Genomic DNA, 14880 nt, shown 5'->3' with positions numbered 1-14880 from the left:
GGGTGCCCGGCCCGTCATCGGCGGGCGGCGTGCCCGCCGTGCCGATCCAATAGGTCGGCGCATAGTCCTTTCCGGCACCCGGATTGGGGGCATGGATCGGGTCGTAGGCCGGATCGAAGGGCTGCCTCGGCGCCGTCGCCCTGATGAGTTGCTGGTCCATCGGATTGTCCTCCCGCGCTGAGCTCAGCCCTGCGCAGCCTGTGGCGGCCGATTCTTGCGGAAGGCCTGCTTGCGGATGATCTTGCCGCCGGCGAGGGTGAAGAGGTCGCAGCCCTCAGCCTCGATGCGGCTGCCGTCGGCCTGGGTGCCGGAAAAGACCCATTCCGAAACCGCCCGATCGCCATGGACGAGATGGCTGTGATGAGCCCAGCGTGCGTCGGGCATCGCCTGCCACACGCCGCTGAAGGCCTCGGCGATGGCCTGGGTGCCGGAGAAGCGCGTGCCGTAGACCTCGGGGCCGCCGACCGCGTCGAACACGCAGTCCGGAGCGAAGAAGGCCATGACGCCGTCGATGTCATGCCGGTTGAAGGCATCGAAGAGGCGGGCAAGATCGTCTGGGGACATCGACATTTCAGTTTCCTCATGTCTTTCGCGCGAGCCCTTTGGGCAAGGCTTCGCCGTCGGCCGGGCAGGCCGGCCAATTGGTCTTGTTCTCAAGGTTGGTGCCGTGTGGCGCCGGCGTCGGGCGGTCAGCCCGGGGCGGCCACCACGAAGTGCGCTTGCGCCGTCGTCAGATCTTGCCCTTCCAGGGGATGAGCGCCTTTTCGAGGTAGCGGATCAGGAGGTCGAAGGCGAAGGCGAAGATGCCGATGATGAAGATGCCCATGATCACGGTGTCGCTTTCGAGATTTTCGGCCGCGTTGAGGACCATGAAGCCGAGGCCCCGATTGGCGGCGACCATTTCGGCGGCGACGAGCGTGGTCCAGCCGACGCCGATGCCGATGCGCATGCCGGTGAAGATCTCTGGCAGGGCGGCCTTGAGGATGACCTGGCTGATGACCTGGCCGCGCGTGCCGCCCATCGCATAGGCCGCATGGACCTGTTCGGTGGAGACCGAGCGCACGCCGGCCCGTGCTGCGATGGCCATCGGCGCGAAGATCGCCAGGTAGATCAGGAACACTTTCGGGAACTCGCCGATGCCGAGCCAGATGATGATCAGCGGCAGATAGGCGAGCGGCGGCAATGGGCGGTAGAACTCGATGATCGGGTCGAAGAGCCCGCGCACGAAGCGGTTGACCCCCATCAGGATGCCGATCGGCACGGCCGTCACCAGGGCAAGCAGGAAGGCGCCGACGACGCGCCCGAGGCTCGCCATGGTGTGCTCGGCCAGGGTCGAGTTGGAGACGCCGTCGGTGAGCGCCAGCACGAACTTGTCCCAGACCGCCACCGGGGAGGGCAGGAACAGGGGCTTGACCCAGCCCGTCTCGGTGACAAGGAACCACAGGGCGATCAGGACGATGGCGGTGGCCAGGCTGATCAGGCCGCTGCTGCCGTCGCCGGGCGCGCCGAAGATCTTGCCGGGCTGGACGGGCCGCGCCTTCAGGACACCCTCAAGCATGGGCTGCCTCCGGATTGGCGCGCTCGTCGCCATAGATGATGCCGAGTATTTCTTCGCGCATCCTGATGAACTGGGGGCTGGACTTGATGGCACGGGCGTTACCCTCCGCGAGGAACTGGCGATTGAAATCGAGTTCGTAGGTATGGGTGATGCGGCCGGGGCGCGGTGACATCACGATCAGCCGCGAACCCAGGAACAGCGCTTCCTCGACGCTGTGGGTGATGAAGAAGAACATCTTGTTGGTGAGCTGCCAGACCTTGAGCAGCAATTCCTGGATGGTCTCGCGGGTTAGCGCATCGAGCGCCGCCATCGGTTCGTCCATCAAGAGCATGGCCGGGTCGCAGGTCAGGGCCCTGGCGATGCCCACGCGCTGCTGCATGCCGCCCGACAGGTGGTAGATCATGTGGCGGTGGAAGTCCTGCAGTCCGACCAGCGCCAGGTTCTTGGCGGCGAGCTCGCGCCGCTTGGTCTTGTCGACGCCGCGAAGCTTGAGGCCGAACTCGGTGTTGTCGATCACGTTGAGCCAAGGTAGCAGCGCGTGCTTTTGGAACACCACGCCCCGGTCGGCGCCCGGACCGTTGATCCGATTGTTCCCGAGCGAGATCTCGCCGTCGGACGGCGCCATGAAACCGGCCATGATGTTCAGCAATGTGGTCTTGCCGCAGCCCGATGCGCCGAGGGCGACGACGAAATCGCCGCTGTTGATGCTGAGATTGACGCCCTTGAGGGCGATGACGGCCTGGTCTGAATAGAGGCCCGGATATGTCAGGCTGACGTTCTTGACACTAAGCGTTTCCATAATGAATGCCTCCCTGCACCTCGGTCACGGGGCGCGTTGGACGTCCTGTCGGCCGCCCGCAGCAAGTGCTGCGCGGGCGATCGACGGTGTGGGCGGTGTGTCGAAGGGGCGTTCTATTTGGCCGCGCTCTGGGCAAAGCTTGCATTCACATAGGGCGCGTAGTCGTCGAGCGACTTGCTGATCTGTTTCTGCTCGACCAGGAATTTCGCACTTGCGTTGAGGGCGCGCACCGCGCCGCCGCCGAGCCAGCTATCCGAAGTCTGTTCGGCTGCGTTGGGGAAGGAGAGCAGCTTCAGGGCCTCCACCGTGCTGGGGCCGTCGCCGCCGATCAGCTTGACGATGCCGCGGACCTGCGGCGAGTCAGCCGTCCAGGCCGCCTTGTTGGCGTTGTAGTCGGCATAGGCCTGCGCCAGGACCTTGGTGAAGGCGGCCATCAGCTTGGGATTCTCTTCTGCCCAGCCCTTGGCGACCACGAGGCCGTCGAAGGTCGGGACGCTGGCGGCGCCGATGCCTTCGGAATCGGCGATCACTTTGCCCGATTTCAAGATTTCCGACAAAGCCGGGGGCCAGACATAGGCGGCATCGATGTCGCCGCGCTGCCAGGCGGCGACGATCTGCGGCGGCTTGAGGTTGAGGATGTTGACCTCGCGCGGGTCGATCTTCCAGACCTGCTTCATGCCGACGAGCAGATGGAAGTGGGAGGTCGAGACGAAGGGAACGGCGACCTTCTTGCCCTTCAGGTCCTCCGGCTTGGTGATGCCGGAGCCCTCGCGCGCCACCAGCGCTTCGGACTTGCCGATATTGTCGAGGATCCAGAACAGCTGCAGGTCGACCCCTCGGGTGGCGGCAGCGGCGGTGCCGGTGGAGCCGATGACCCCGATCGGCACGTCGCCCGAGGCCAAAGCGGTGGTGATGTCGCCGGCCGAGCTGAACTGGCGCCAGTCGATCTTGTAGCCGGCCTCCTTGGCAGCGGCATCGAAGCGGCCATCGGCGATCGCCGTCACGAATGGGCCGACGATCTGCTGGTAGCCCACGACGAGATTGGTTTCGGCATGGGCGAAGGCGGCACTGAAGAGACCGGCGGCCACCGTCACGGCGCCGGCCATACGCTTGACCAGTTGCATGATCATTCCCCTTTGGCTTGCGGCAACCGGGGATCCCGGTGCCACCGGCTGTTTTCGCCGGATTTTCACCGGTGTCATCAGACCCGGTCTTATTGGCTTAAGGGATAAATCACGCTGGCCTGTTGCCTTAGAGCCAGTTGGCAAGTTGAATGAGTCCAGTTTGCCGGAGCAAGGCGCGCCCGCACGCCATCGCCGCTCCGGAAAAACGTGTCAGGGATGGGCTGGATGAGCCAGACGACGGTTTCGGAGACGATTTTCTTCGTCGACAAGGCGAGCCGGATCGGGCTCCAGGCCCAGATCCGCGAGACCGTGGTCTCCTCCATCCTGGCGGGGCGCGTGCGCCCTGGCCTGCATCTGCCTTCGACGCGCAAGCTCGCCGCCTATCTCACCATTTCCCGGATCACGGTGACGCTCGCCTATCAGGAACTGGCATCGCAGGGCTACATCCAGGCCTCGAGCCGCAGCGCCTATCGCATTGCCGACAACCCGCCCTTCAACACGCTGGAGATCGCCACGCCTTCGATCGAGGCGGAGCGGATCGACTGGAGCGCCAAATTGCGCTCGAGCTTCATCGTCGCCAAGCAGATCCGCAAGCCGCTCGATTGGCGGCGCTATCCCTATCCCTTCCTATACGGCCAGATGGACAGCTCCCTGTTCGATCTCAATGCCTGGCGCGACTGCGCGCGGCGTGCCCTGGCCCGCGAGGATTTCGAGCTGATGGCCGGCGATTTCGCCGCCGCCGACGACGCCCGGCTCGTCGACTATATCTGCTCGCGAACGCTGCCCAGCCGCGGCATCCGCGCCGCCCCGGACGAGATCCTGGTGACCGTGGGCGCCCAGAACGCCTTGTGGATCGTCATTCAGCTCCTGCTAGGCCGAGGTTCACGGGCGGTGTGCGAAAATCCGTGTCATCCCGACATGAGCGCCTCCCTGCAGTTGAGCGGGGCTGACGTCACCGCCATCGACGTTGACGGGGAGGGGCTGCCGCCCGACGCGCTGCCCGAGCAGGTGGACGCCGTCTTCGTGACGCCGAGCCATCATTGTCCGACGGGAGCGACCATGCCCGTCGAGCGGCGCGTCGCCTTGCTCGAAGCGGCGGCCAGGAAGGATTTCATGATCGTCGAGGACGACTACGAGTTCGAGATGAGCTTCCTGGCCCCGCCTTCGCCGGCGCTCAAGGCTTTCGATCGCAGCGGACGGGTCCTCTATGTTGGCAGTTTCTCCAAATCGCTGTTTCCGGGGCTGCGGCTCGGCTATCTGGTCGCGCCGGCGGCGTTCATCCGGGAGGCGCGAGCCTTGCGCGCCCTCATGCTGCGCCATCCGGCCGGCCATTTGCAGCGCACCGTCGCCTATTTTCTCGGGCTGGGACATTACGATGCCCTCGTGCACCGTATGCGCGGCGCCTATCACGGGCGTCACATCGTGATGGCGGAGGCGCTCAGGGAGCAGGGCCTGGTGATCGCCGGTTCCGCTGCCTTCGGCGGCAGCTCCTTCTGGATCGCCGGCCCCGACGGCCTGGATGCCGACCGGCTGATGACGGATCTTAAAGAAGATGGCGTGCTGATCGAGGCGGGCTCGCCCTTCTTTGCCAGGAACGAGGGGCCCTGCCGGTTCTTTCGCATGGGCTATTCTTCGATCCACCGTAGCAGCATCGCGCCGGGGGTAGCGCTCACCCGCAACTGCATGGACCGGCTGCGGCCGAGGTCGTGAGCCTCCCTGAAATCCCCATGACGGCCAAGGCCGCTGCGCGACCGGGCACACGCGCAAGGCGAGGGTGCTTCGGAACCAAGTTCCTCAACATCGGTTCCAACAGGGACGACCTGCCCGTCACGGCAGGCAAGGGCGGTAGGAATGGCGACGAGCGGCAAGAAACAGGCAGCCAAGGCGAAGCGGTCGCATTTGATGCAGGCCATGGCCGAGCCCTTGCTGCACGACGATGAAGCGGAGGGCTTCGTGCAACAGGCCATCCAGGACCTGTGTGCGTGCGATGTTCCGTTTCTGGTGGCCGGTACCTTCGCCGTCAGCGCCTATACCGGCATCACCCGCCTGACCAAGGACCTGGATATCTTCTGCAAGGCGGGCGATGCCCAGCGCCTGCTCGCCTATTTCCAGGCCGAGAACTACGCCGTCGAGATCGAGGATGATCGCTGGCTCGGCAAGGTTTTCAAGGGCAAGAAGTTCTTCGACGTCATTTTTGCCTCGCCGAACGGTACGATGCCGGTGGGAGACGATTGGTTCGAACAGGGCCGCAAGATTCATCTTTACGACTGCAAGGTCGGCATCGTCGGGCCGACCGACCTCATCTGGTCCAAATGTTTCGTGCAGATGCGTCATCGTTATGACGGGGCCGACGTGGTCCATCTCATCCTCAAGACGCATGGGCAGATCGACTGGCAGCGCCTGCTTGCGCATATGGAGGTGCATTGGGAGGTGCTCCTGATGCATCTGCTCAACTTCCGCTGGATCTATCCATCAGAGCGCGACGTCGTTCCGGCCTGGCTGCTGACGGAACTGCTCGACCGGCTTGGCGCACAGCGGCAATTGCCGCCGCCGCAGATGAAGATCTGCCGGGGGCGCATGTATTCACGCATAGACTTCGAGATCGACGTCAAGGAATGGGGATTTGCCGATGTCGGCGGGGAGGGGGACCGCCGCTCTTCCAAGGGACGCAGAAGCGATGAATGACAAGCCAAAGGCCATCACGGTGGCGGCCCTGGCCGACCTGCATGTCAAGGACACGCCGGTAGACTCCTATCGCGATCTCTTCAAGGAGATTTCGGAGGCGGCCGATGTGCTGGTGCTGGCCGGGGATCTCACCGATCTCGGCAAGCCGAAACAGGCCGAACATCTTGCCGCCGACCTCGCCGCCTGCAGCATTCCGGTGGTCGCCGTGCTGGGCAATCACGACTATGAGGCAGGCGAAGCGGACAAGCTGGCTGCGATCCTGGAGGCAGCGAAGGTACATCTGCTCGATGGCCAGCATGTCGAGATCGAGGGAGTCGGCTTCGTCGGCGTGAAGGGATTTGCAGGTGGCTTCGGCCGCTTCATGCTGAGTTCGTTCGGCGAACCCGCCATCAAGGCCATGGTGGCCGAGGGCATCGATCAGGCGATGCGCCTGGAAAATGCCATGCGGCAGGTTCGCGCCGATCGGGCGGTGGTGGTGCTGCACTACGCCCCCATCGTGGAGACGGTGCTGGGAGAGCCGCTCGAAATCTATCCTTTCCTGGGCTCCTCCAGGCTTGCCGAGACCATCGACCGCTTCGAGGTCAGCGCGGTCGTTCACGGCCATGCCCATCGCGGGGCCTATCAGGGCAAGACGTCGCGAGGCGCACCCGTCTATAACGTGGCGGCCCATATCGAAAAGCCGACGGGACGACCCTACGCTTTGCTCGAGATCTGAGCGCGTCACCAGCCCCTTATCGCAGGATCGGCCTCAGTTGCTCCTGCACGGCTAGCAGGGCCGGCAGATAGCGTCCGGTCAGATCCGCTACCGGGCCGGAAGCCGGCAGACCGGTGTTCAGCGCCGCGATCACCCGACCGCGGGCATTCAGGAGCGGCACTGCGACCGAGCGCAAGCCCTCCTCGACCTCCTGGTCGATGGCGGCATAGCCCTGGGCCCTGACCTGCGACAACTCGGCGATGATCGCCTTGGGGTCGGTCAAGGTACGTGAGGTGCGAGCAGGCAGCGTGTCGGTGCCCAGAATGGCGCGGGCATCCGGTTCCGGCAGCCCGGCGAGCAGGACCCGACCCATCGACGTGCAATAGGCCGGCAGGCGCGAGCCAGGCATCAGCACTACCGACATCACCTTCTTCTGCGCGGCGCGGGCGACATAGACGATCTCGCCGCCGTCGAGAATGGAGACCGAAGAGCTTTCGCCGATCTCCTCCGACAGCCTGTCCAGCATCGGCTGCACGATCTGCGGCAAGGGCATGGTCGCAAGGCAGGCCGTGCCGAGCCTGAGGACGCGAGGGGTCAGGGTGAAGAACTTGCCGTCGTAGTCGGCATAGCCCTGGTGTGCGAGCGTCAGCAGGCAACGTCGCGCCGTCGCCCGGTCCAGTCCCGAGGCGGCCGAGACTTCGGAGATGGACTGGCGCGGGCGTTCGGCAGTGAAGGTCTCGATCACCGCCAGCCCCTTGGCCAGGCCACCCATGATGTCGCGCTCGCTGATGGTCATCCGTAAATCCAGTTTGTGCGATATGTAAACAAATATAGCATATCGCACAAACTGGATTTACGGAAGAAGTCGTTGCGCCTAATTGTGCGCCTCGAGATCGCGTTCAGGCCACGGTGCCTCCACTTGGATGGATTGAGATGGACAAGACAGTCGCGAACCTCGCCGGCGCGGTAGCGCCTATCGGGGACGGAATGACCGTGATGATCGGGGGGTTTGGTGGCGCGGGATCGCCGATCGAGCTGATCCACGCCCTGATCGACCGCTATCGCGCCACGGGACATCCCAAGGACTTGACGGTGGTGAACAACAATGCCGGCAACGGGCATGTCGGCCTCGCCGCGCTGATCGAAGCGGGCATGGTACGCAAGCTGATCTGCTCCTTTCCGCGCTCGGCCGATCCGGTGGTGTTCACCGAGCTCTACCTGGCCGGCAAGATCGAGCTGGAGCTGGTGCCGCAGGGCACGCTGGCCGAACGCATCCGTGCCGGCGGGGCGGGCATCCCCGCCTTCTATACGCCGACCAGCTTCGGCACCGATCTGGCGGCGGGCAAGCCGGTGGAGGCGTTCGACGGGCGTTCCTATGTGCGCGAGCGCTGGCTCAAGGCCGATGTCGCGCTGGTAAAGGCCGAACTCGCCGATCCCTACGGCAATTTGACCTATCGGATGGCGGCGCGGAACTTCAACCCGCTGATGTGCATGGCGGCCGCCGTGACCATCGTGCAGGCCAGCCGCATCGTAGCCGCGGGCGAGATCGACCCCGAGGCCGTGGTGACACCCGGCATCTTCGTCCAGAAAGTCGTCGAAGTCCCGCATCCGCGTCAGGAAGAAGACCTGAACCGCGCCAATGCCGCCTACCCGCTGGAGGCCTGAGATGAGCAGATTGTCGAGCAACCAGATCGCATGGCGCGCGGCGCAGGACATCGCCGACGGTGCCTATGTCAATCTCGGCATCGGCTTGCCGGAAAAGGTGGCCCAGTATCAGCCCGCCGGGCGAGAGGCGATCTTCCACACCGAGAACGGCATCCTGAATTTCGGCGAGAGCCCGGCAGAGGGCGAAGAGGACTGGGACCTGATCAACGCGGGCAAGAAGGCAGTGACGCTGAAGCCCGGCGCCGCCTTCTTCCACCATGCCGACAGTTTCGCCATGGTGCGCGGCGGCCATCTCGACGTGGCGATCCTCGGTGCCTATCAGGTGGCCCAGACCGGTGACCTCGCCAACTGGTCCACCGGGCCGAAGGGCGTGCCCGCCGTCGGTGGTGCCATGGACCTGGTGCACGGTGCCAAGCGCGTTGCCGTCATCACCGACCACGTCACCAAGGACGGCCAGCCCAAGCTGCTCGAACGCTGCACCCTGCCGTTGACCGGGGTGGGCTGCGTCACCCGGGTCTATACCAGCCTGGCCGTGATCGACATCGAAGGCGGCCGGTTCGTGCTGCGCGAGAAACTCCCATCGCTTTCCATCGACGCATTGCAGGCCGTGACGGGGGCAAGGCTCCACGTTCCCGGTCCGGTTGCCGATCTCGTCGTTCCGGAGTTGTGACATGACCGAGGTTTTCATCTGCGACTATATCCGCACGCCGATCGGTCGTTTCGGCGGTGCGCTGGCGCCGGTCCGGGCCGACGACCTCGGTGCCGTGCCGCTGAAGGCGCTGGTGGCGCGCAATCCCGGCGTGGACTGGCAGGATGTCGATGACGTCATCTTCGGCTGCGCCAACCAGGCGGGAGAAGACAATCGCAACGTCGCCCGCATGTCGCTCCTGCTGGCTGGACTTCCGGTCGGCGTCTCAGGCACCACCATCAACCGGCTCTGTGGCTCAGGCATGGATGCGGTCCTGGCCGCAGCCCGGGCCATCAAGGCCGGCGAGGCCGACCTGATGATCGCCGGCGGCGTCGAATCCATGTCGCGCGCGCCCTTCGTCATGCCCAAGGCGGACAGCGCCTTTTCGCGCCATGCCGAGATCCACGACACCACCATCGGCTGGCGCTTCGTCAATCCGGCGATGCACAAGGCCTATGGCACCGATTCAATGCCGCAGACCGGCCAGAACGTCGCCGATGATTTCGGTGTGTCCCGCGAGGCGCAGGACGCCATGGCGCTGGCCTCGCAGCAGAAAGCCGCCGCCGCGCAGGTCAATGGGCGGCTGGCCCAGGAAATCGTGGCGGTCACGATCCCGCAGCGCAAGGGCGATCCTGTGGTGGTGGAGCGCGACGAGCATCCCCGCGCCACCACGGCCGAGGCACTCGCCAGGCTCAAGCCGCTGTTCGAAGGCGGCTCGGTCACGGCGGGCAACGCCTCCGGGGTGAATGACGGCGCCGCCGCCTTGATCCTGGCCTCGGAAGCGGCGGCCAAGATCCAGGGCCTGACCCCGATCGCCCGCGTCCTGGGCGGCGCGATGGCCGGCGTGCCGCCGCGGATCATGGGCATCGGCCCGGCGCCAGCGTCGCAAAAGCTGATGGCACGGCTGGGGCTGGCGCAAGGCGATTTCGATGTGATCGAACTGAACGAAGCCTTTGCCGCACAAGGACTTGCGACCCTGCGCCAGCTAGGCGTTGCCGATGACGATCCGCGCGTGAACCCCAATGGCGGCGCCATCGCACTCGGTCATCCGCTCGGCATGTCCGGTGCCCGCATCGCCGGAACGGCGGCGCTGGAACTGGCGGGCAAGGGAGGCAGGCGCTCGCTTTCCACCATGTGCATCGGGGTGGGGCAGGGCATCGCCATCGCGCTCGAGCGCGTTTGAGGTCCGATTACCCAATCCCTGCCCACCATCCGCTCTGCGCTGTTTACGGCCACACCCTGTACGGGGCGTGGCCGTAACGGATGCGTGATTGCCAGGGTGATCAGGTCGGATCCACCTGCAGGAACGACAGCACTTCCGCTAAGAATTCCTGTGGGAACTCGATATTGCTGAGGTGAACAGCGGGCAGCACCTTCAGCCGGGCGCCGGGAATGGTAGCGGCGATCTCCTCGCTCTTGCCGAGCGAGGTGACCGTATCGAATTCGCCGGCGATGACCAGAGTGGGGGCGGCGATCAGGGCAATGGTGCGGCGCAGGTCGGCGTCGCGTACGGCCGCCCAATTGCCGGCAAGACCCTGGCGCGGCGTGTTCAGCAGCATCTCCCGGAAGGTCCGGATGGCCGGCCCGTTCGCTGCGATCATGGCCTTCGGGAACCAGTTGCCGAGGAAGGTTTCCGCGGTCTGCGTCATATCCGGCGCGGCGAGCACGGCGGCGATGGCCTCGTCGAAATAGGCTGCGGGCCCGAGATGGGCGGCCGTGTTGCTGAGGATCAGGCGCTCGATGCGCTCCGGGGCATGAATGGCAAGCCACTGGCCGACGAAGCCGCCCAAGGACAGGCCCAGGAAATGGGCGCGCGCGATCCCGAGCCAATTCATCAACTCCAGCACGTCGCGGCCGAGCCGGCCGTCGGAATAGGCGCCGGCTGGAACGTCCGAGGCGCCGTGGCCGCGGAAATCATAGCGAACGACCTGGAAATGCTGTGACAATTGGGGGATTTGCAGATCCCACATGTGCAGGGTCGTGCCGATGGAATTGGACAGGATGAGCGTCGGGCGGTCTTTCGGGCCGTCTATCGTGTAGGCGATCCTGACGCCGTCTCCGCTGGTGAAGAACGATGGGGTTGCCGGCTGTTCGCGATCGAGCGTAGCCAGGCGGGCGATGGTATTGGTCATGATATGCACCTTCTCATGCCTCGCTTGTCCCGGCGCTACCGCCGGGATCGAGGCGACGTCTCGAAAATAGGGTCGAGAAATTTCGATAAAAATTGAAAAGATATTACGATCATTGTAATAAAAGTTGACAATGTATGCCTTTACGCTCCAGGAAATCCAGTGCTTCGATGCGGTGGCCCGCGAAGGCGGCTTCCAGGCCGCGGCCGCCCTGCTCAATCGCTCCCATGCGGCGATATTTGCGGCGATCGCCAAGCTGGAGGCCAATCTCGGCGTCCTTCTGCTCGATCGCAGCGGCTATCGCGTATCCCTGACCGAGGCCGGCCGCTCGTTCCATCGCAAGGCCCAGTCTCTGCTCGGCGAGATGGAGGGATTGCAGGTGCATGCCCGCCAACTTGCCATGGGCGAGGAGACGCATCTGCGCGTCATCCTCGGCGATACCTGCCCCCTGCATGAAGGCCTGCATTTGTTGGGCGGCTTCTTCGCCCAATGTCCGCAGACACGGCTCGACCTGCATTTCGAGACGATTGGCGGCCCGTCGGAACGGCTTTTGGAGGACGGGGCCGACCTGATCCTGCATTGGGTCGAAAAGGCCGATCCCCACCTGGAGTGGATCGATCTGGGCAAAATATCGTTCGTGCCGGTGGTGGCGCCGGGGTTCTTGCCGTTCGCTCTCACCCGCCGGATCTCGCCGGACCAAATGCGCGGCCTCACCCAATGCATCATCCGCGATACTGCCCGGTCGGCGGCGAAGGCGAGCTTCTACGTCTTGGAAGGCGCGCCGCAATGCACCGTCGCCGATCACGCGATGAAGAAGGAGGTCATCATCCGCGGCATGGCCTGGGGACACCTGCCGCGCTTCATGATCGAACAGGAGCTGCGCGATGGACGCCTTGTTTCCATCGCCGGAAACGCCTTTCCGGGTATCGAAACCGAACTGGTCGCTGCGCGGCGCCGGGATCGCCCGCATGGACCCGTCGCCAATCGTCTCTGGGACTATATTCGCGTCCATGCCCCGGCGCTGTGGGCGGACTGGAGCGTTTTCGAGAAAAGTTGATAGACTTTTCGATCAAGAAAACGCGTCACAATAAATGGCTAGAGAAAAATGACGATTCGGCGAAAAGTCATTTTTCTCTAGAAGCGGCCATGCTCACTTCTTGATGGTTCCATCAAATTTCCGACGCCTCAGGCGGCTTCCTCATATCGTGACAGATTGCGGTTCAGGATCTCCAGGACCCTGTCCCTGGCCGGATCGCGCACGCCCTTCAGCCAGGCAGCTGAAAGCGGCAGCCTGTTGGTCATCGCGCCCGGCTCGACGGCGAGCGGCACGAAGATGACGCCGCTGACCGCCAGGCGGGCGGTCCATTGCGGCACGATGGCGATACCGATCCGGGCGGCCACGAGGTTGACGATGGTCTGCTTCTCGTCCGCCAATTGCGCGATCCTGGCCTGTAGGCCAGCCTCGGTGAACAGCTTGATGGTGAGGTCGTGGCTGTGGGGGCGTGACCGCCGTTCCGGCACGATGAGCGGTTCGTCCACGAGTTCATGGACCGCGACATTGGTCCGCTCCGCCAGGCGATGATGAATGGACATGGCCACCACCGCAGTTTCGTGAAACAGCCGGAGCGTCTTGATGTGAGGGTCGATCGCATCGGGCGGGCGGATGAAGGCGAGATCGATGCGACCGGACAGCAAGCGTGGCAGGAGCCGGATGGTCTTGTCCTCGATGAGCTGGGTCGTCATGTCCGGATGAGCCGTTCGGAGATCCTGGAGCAGCATCGGCAGCAGGCCGGCGGCGGCGCTGTCGATCGCGCCGATCCTCAACGGCTTGGCCGAGTTGCCGCCCATGGCCCTGAAGCGCGCCACGATGTCGTCGGATTGCTCCAGGAGTTGGCGCGCCTGGGGCAGGAGTAGTGCGCCCTCGCCGGTCAGGCCGACATTGCGCGTCGTGCGCAGCAGCAATTGCGTGCCCAGCGATTCCTCCAGAAGCCTGATATGTCGGCCCAGTGATGCCGGCAGCATGCCGAGCTTTTGGGCGGCCCGGCCGAAATGCAGTTCCTCCGCCACGACGACGAAACAGCGGAGTTGGCCGAGGTCCATGATCTCCTCCTGATTATATAAGTAAATTATATAATCTTGGCTGCATTGCAGTCCAGCGCGTCTGCGCAGAAAAACAACGAACAAGCGCAGCAGACGCGTTCCATACAAAAATCGGGAGGAAATTATCGTGGCAGACGAGCTGGGAAGGCGTGTCTTACGCAAGATTTCATGGCGCATCGTGCCCTTCATCATGCTGCTTTACTTCATCGCGTTCCTCGATCGCGTGAATATCGGTTTTGCCGCGTTGGAGATGAACAAGGATCTAGGCTTCTCCTCGACTGTATTCGGCTTGGGAGCCGGTATCTTCTTCCTTGGCTATTTTCTGTTCGAGGTGCCGTCCAACCTGATCCTCGACAAGGTTGGCGCTCGCATCTGGATCGCACGGGTGATGATCACCTGGGGCCTCATTTCCGGCCTGATGGCGTTCGTGCAGGGTGTGACGGGTTTCTACATTCTGCGTTTCCTGCTCGGCGTTGCCGAAGCCGGCTTCTTCCCCGGCATCATCCTCTATCTTAGCTTCTGGTTTCCCGCGCGCCGCCGCGCCGCGGTTACGGCGATCTTCATGGCGGCAGCTCCCCTATCCACGGCGCTGGGGTCGCCGATCTCAGGAGCGCTCATGGAAATGCATGGGCTGTTGGGCCTGGCCGGATGGCAGTGGATGTTCCTGATCGAGGCCGCGCCGGCGCTGGTCTTCGGCATCGTCGTGCTGTTCTATCTCACCGATCGCCCCGAAAAGGCGAAATGGCTGACGGAGGAGGAGCGCGCCTGGCTGGTCGGGACAATGGCGGACGAACAGAAGGCCAAGGGCGCCAGGGCCAACCACAGCATCTGGTCGGGCCTGGCCGATATCCGCGTCCTCGCCCTCGCCCTGGTCTATTTCGGCACTTCCGCGGGCCTGTATACGCTTGGCATCTGGGCGCCCCAGATCATCAAGGAATTCGGCCTCACATCGCTACAGGTCGGTTTTCTCAATGCCATTCCGGCCGTGATGGCGGTCATCGCCATGATATTCTGGGCTCGTCATTCCGACCGAAGCGGCGAGCGCACCTGGCACGTCGTCTTCGCCTGCCTGCTGGCGGCGGGGGGCCTTGTCTTCGCTTCCAGTGCCAGCGGGGTGGTCACTGTCCTGATCGCCCTGACCTTGGTCAATATTGGCATCAGTTGTTCGAAGCCGCCGCTATGGAGCATGCCGACCCTGTTCCTGTCCGGCCCCGCCGCGGCCGCCGGCATCGCCACCATCAACTCGATCGGCAATCTCGGCGGCTTCGTCGGCCCCTCGATGATCGGTTGGATCAAGGACGTGACGGGCGGATTTGCGGGTGGGCTCTATTTCGTCGCCGGTCTTCTGGTGCTGTCGGCCGTGCTGACGCTGGTCCTCGCCCGTTCCGCTGCCGTGGCCGCCGGCACCGCCAATGCTGCTCGCCAGCACCTGTAATTC

Annotated in this window: 15 protein-coding genes and 1 pseudogene; 8 read left to right on the top strand and 8 right to left on the bottom strand. The window is 64.2% G+C overall.

Features of this window, described 5'->3' with window-relative positions; genetic code table 11:
• The 5 genes and pseudogenes from BA190_RS36950 to tauA form a co-directional block, all read right to left on the bottom strand.
• A pseudogene (locus tag BA190_RS36950) lies at nucleotides 1-160 on the bottom strand (FAD-dependent oxidoreductase); the annotation flags it as partial.
• 23 nt (nucleotides 161-183) lie between these two features.
• Entirely contained in the window at nucleotides 184-564 is a 381-nt protein-coding gene (locus tag BA190_RS25330; RefSeq protein ID WP_068294296.1) for a nuclear transport factor 2 family protein, read from the bottom strand.
• A gap of 166 nt (nucleotides 565-730) precedes the next feature.
• Nucleotides 731-1558 (bottom strand): ABC transporter permease subunit, encoded by an 828-nt coding sequence (locus BA190_RS25325; RefSeq protein WP_068294273.1) that lies wholly within the window; start codon nucleotides 1556-1558, stop codon nucleotides 731-733.
• Nucleotides 1551-2357, bottom strand: a complete 807-nt coding sequence (locus BA190_RS25320) for a taurine ABC transporter ATP-binding protein (RefSeq protein WP_068294270.1) — start codon at nucleotides 2355-2357, stop codon at nucleotides 1551-1553. Before BA190_RS25320 ends, BA190_RS25325 begins: the two co-directional genes overlap by 8 nt.
• Nucleotides 2358-2470: 113 nt before the next feature.
• Nucleotides 2471-3481, bottom strand: a complete 1011-nt coding sequence (gene tauA, locus BA190_RS25315) for a taurine ABC transporter substrate-binding protein (protein WP_371260388.1) — start codon at nucleotides 3479-3481, stop codon at nucleotides 2471-2473.
• Nucleotides 3482-3706: 225 nt separating this feature from the next.
• Between tauA and BA190_RS25310 the strand changes: the two genes are divergently transcribed.
• The 3 genes from BA190_RS25310 to BA190_RS25300 all read left to right on the top strand — a co-directional run bounded on the left by BA190_RS25310 (nucleotide 3707) and on the right by BA190_RS25300 (nucleotide 6881).
• The gene (locus tag BA190_RS25310; RefSeq protein WP_068294294.1) at nucleotides 3707-5191 is read left to right on the top strand and encodes a PLP-dependent aminotransferase family protein; all 1485 of its coding nucleotides are present in this window, start codon (nucleotides 3707-3709) and stop codon (nucleotides 5189-5191) included.
• A gap of 141 nt (nucleotides 5192-5332) precedes the next feature.
• Complete coding sequence (locus tag BA190_RS25305) at nucleotides 5333-6166, top strand: hypothetical protein (RefSeq protein WP_068294265.1); 834 nt, start codon at nucleotides 5333-5335, stop codon at nucleotides 6164-6166.
• A complete protein-coding gene (locus BA190_RS25300; protein WP_068294262.1) occupies nucleotides 6159-6881 on the top strand; it encodes a metallophosphoesterase in 723 nt (240 codons plus the stop codon). The genes BA190_RS25305 and BA190_RS25300 overlap by 8 nt, the downstream gene beginning before the upstream one ends.
• 16 nt (nucleotides 6882-6897) lie before the next feature.
• On the opposite strand, the gene BA190_RS25295 is transcribed toward BA190_RS25300, so the two are convergent.
• Entirely contained in the window at nucleotides 6898-7656 is a 759-nt protein-coding gene (locus tag BA190_RS25295) for an IclR family transcriptional regulator C-terminal domain-containing protein (protein ID WP_068294260.1), read from the bottom strand.
• A 137-nt stretch (nucleotides 7657-7793) separates the two neighbouring features.
• Here BA190_RS25295 and BA190_RS25290 point away from each other — a divergent pair, with 137 nt between their 5' ends.
• Genes BA190_RS25290 through pcaF form a run of 3 tightly spaced genes read left to right on the top strand, consistent with a single transcriptional unit; the run spans nucleotide 7794 to nucleotide 10396 of the window.
• Nucleotides 7794-8525, top strand: coding sequence for a 3-oxoacid CoA-transferase subunit A (locus BA190_RS25290; protein WP_068294257.1), 732 nt, complete (start codon nucleotides 7794-7796; stop codon nucleotides 8523-8525).
• Between the two features lies 1 nt (nucleotide 8526).
• Entirely contained in the window at nucleotides 8527-9195 is a 669-nt protein-coding gene (locus tag BA190_RS25285) for a 3-oxoacid CoA-transferase subunit B (RefSeq protein ID WP_068294255.1), read from the top strand.
• Nucleotide 9196: 1 nt separating this feature from the next.
• Nucleotides 9197-10396, top strand: a complete 1200-nt coding sequence (pcaF, locus tag BA190_RS25280) for a 3-oxoadipyl-CoA thiolase (protein ID WP_068294252.1) — start codon at nucleotides 9197-9199, stop codon at nucleotides 10394-10396.
• A 100-nt stretch (nucleotides 10397-10496) separates the two neighbouring features.
• Here the strand turns inward: pcaF and BA190_RS25275 are convergent, their stop codons facing one another.
• Complete coding sequence (locus BA190_RS25275; protein WP_068294249.1) at nucleotides 10497-11345, bottom strand: alpha/beta fold hydrolase; 849 nt, start codon at nucleotides 11343-11345, stop codon at nucleotides 10497-10499.
• 130 nt (nucleotides 11346-11475) lie between these two features.
• On the opposite strand from BA190_RS25275, the gene BA190_RS25270 reads away from it, so the two are divergent.
• Nucleotides 11476-12399 (top strand): LysR family transcriptional regulator, encoded by a 924-nt coding sequence (locus BA190_RS25270; protein ID WP_068294246.1) that lies wholly within the window; start codon nucleotides 11476-11478, stop codon nucleotides 12397-12399.
• Nucleotides 12400-12527: 128 nt separating this feature from the next.
• On the opposite strand, the gene BA190_RS25265 is transcribed toward BA190_RS25270, so the two are convergent.
• Nucleotides 12528-13442, bottom strand: a complete 915-nt coding sequence (locus BA190_RS25265; RefSeq protein WP_068294243.1) for a LysR family transcriptional regulator — start codon at nucleotides 13440-13442, stop codon at nucleotides 12528-12530.
• Nucleotides 13443-13632: 190 nt separating this feature from the next.
• Between BA190_RS25265 and BA190_RS25260 the strand changes: the two genes are divergently transcribed.
• Entirely contained in the window at nucleotides 13633-14877 is a 1245-nt protein-coding gene (locus tag BA190_RS25260; protein ID WP_202908522.1) for an MFS transporter, read from the top strand.
• The last annotated feature ends 3 nt before the right edge of the window (nucleotides 14878-14880 follow it).

This window comes from Labrys sp. WJW, assembly GCF_001676615.1.
Taxonomy (GTDB): domain Bacteria; phylum Pseudomonadota; class Alphaproteobacteria; order Rhizobiales; family Labraceae; genus Labrys; species Labrys sedimenti.
This window is presented reverse-complemented; position numbering and strand designations above follow the sequence as displayed.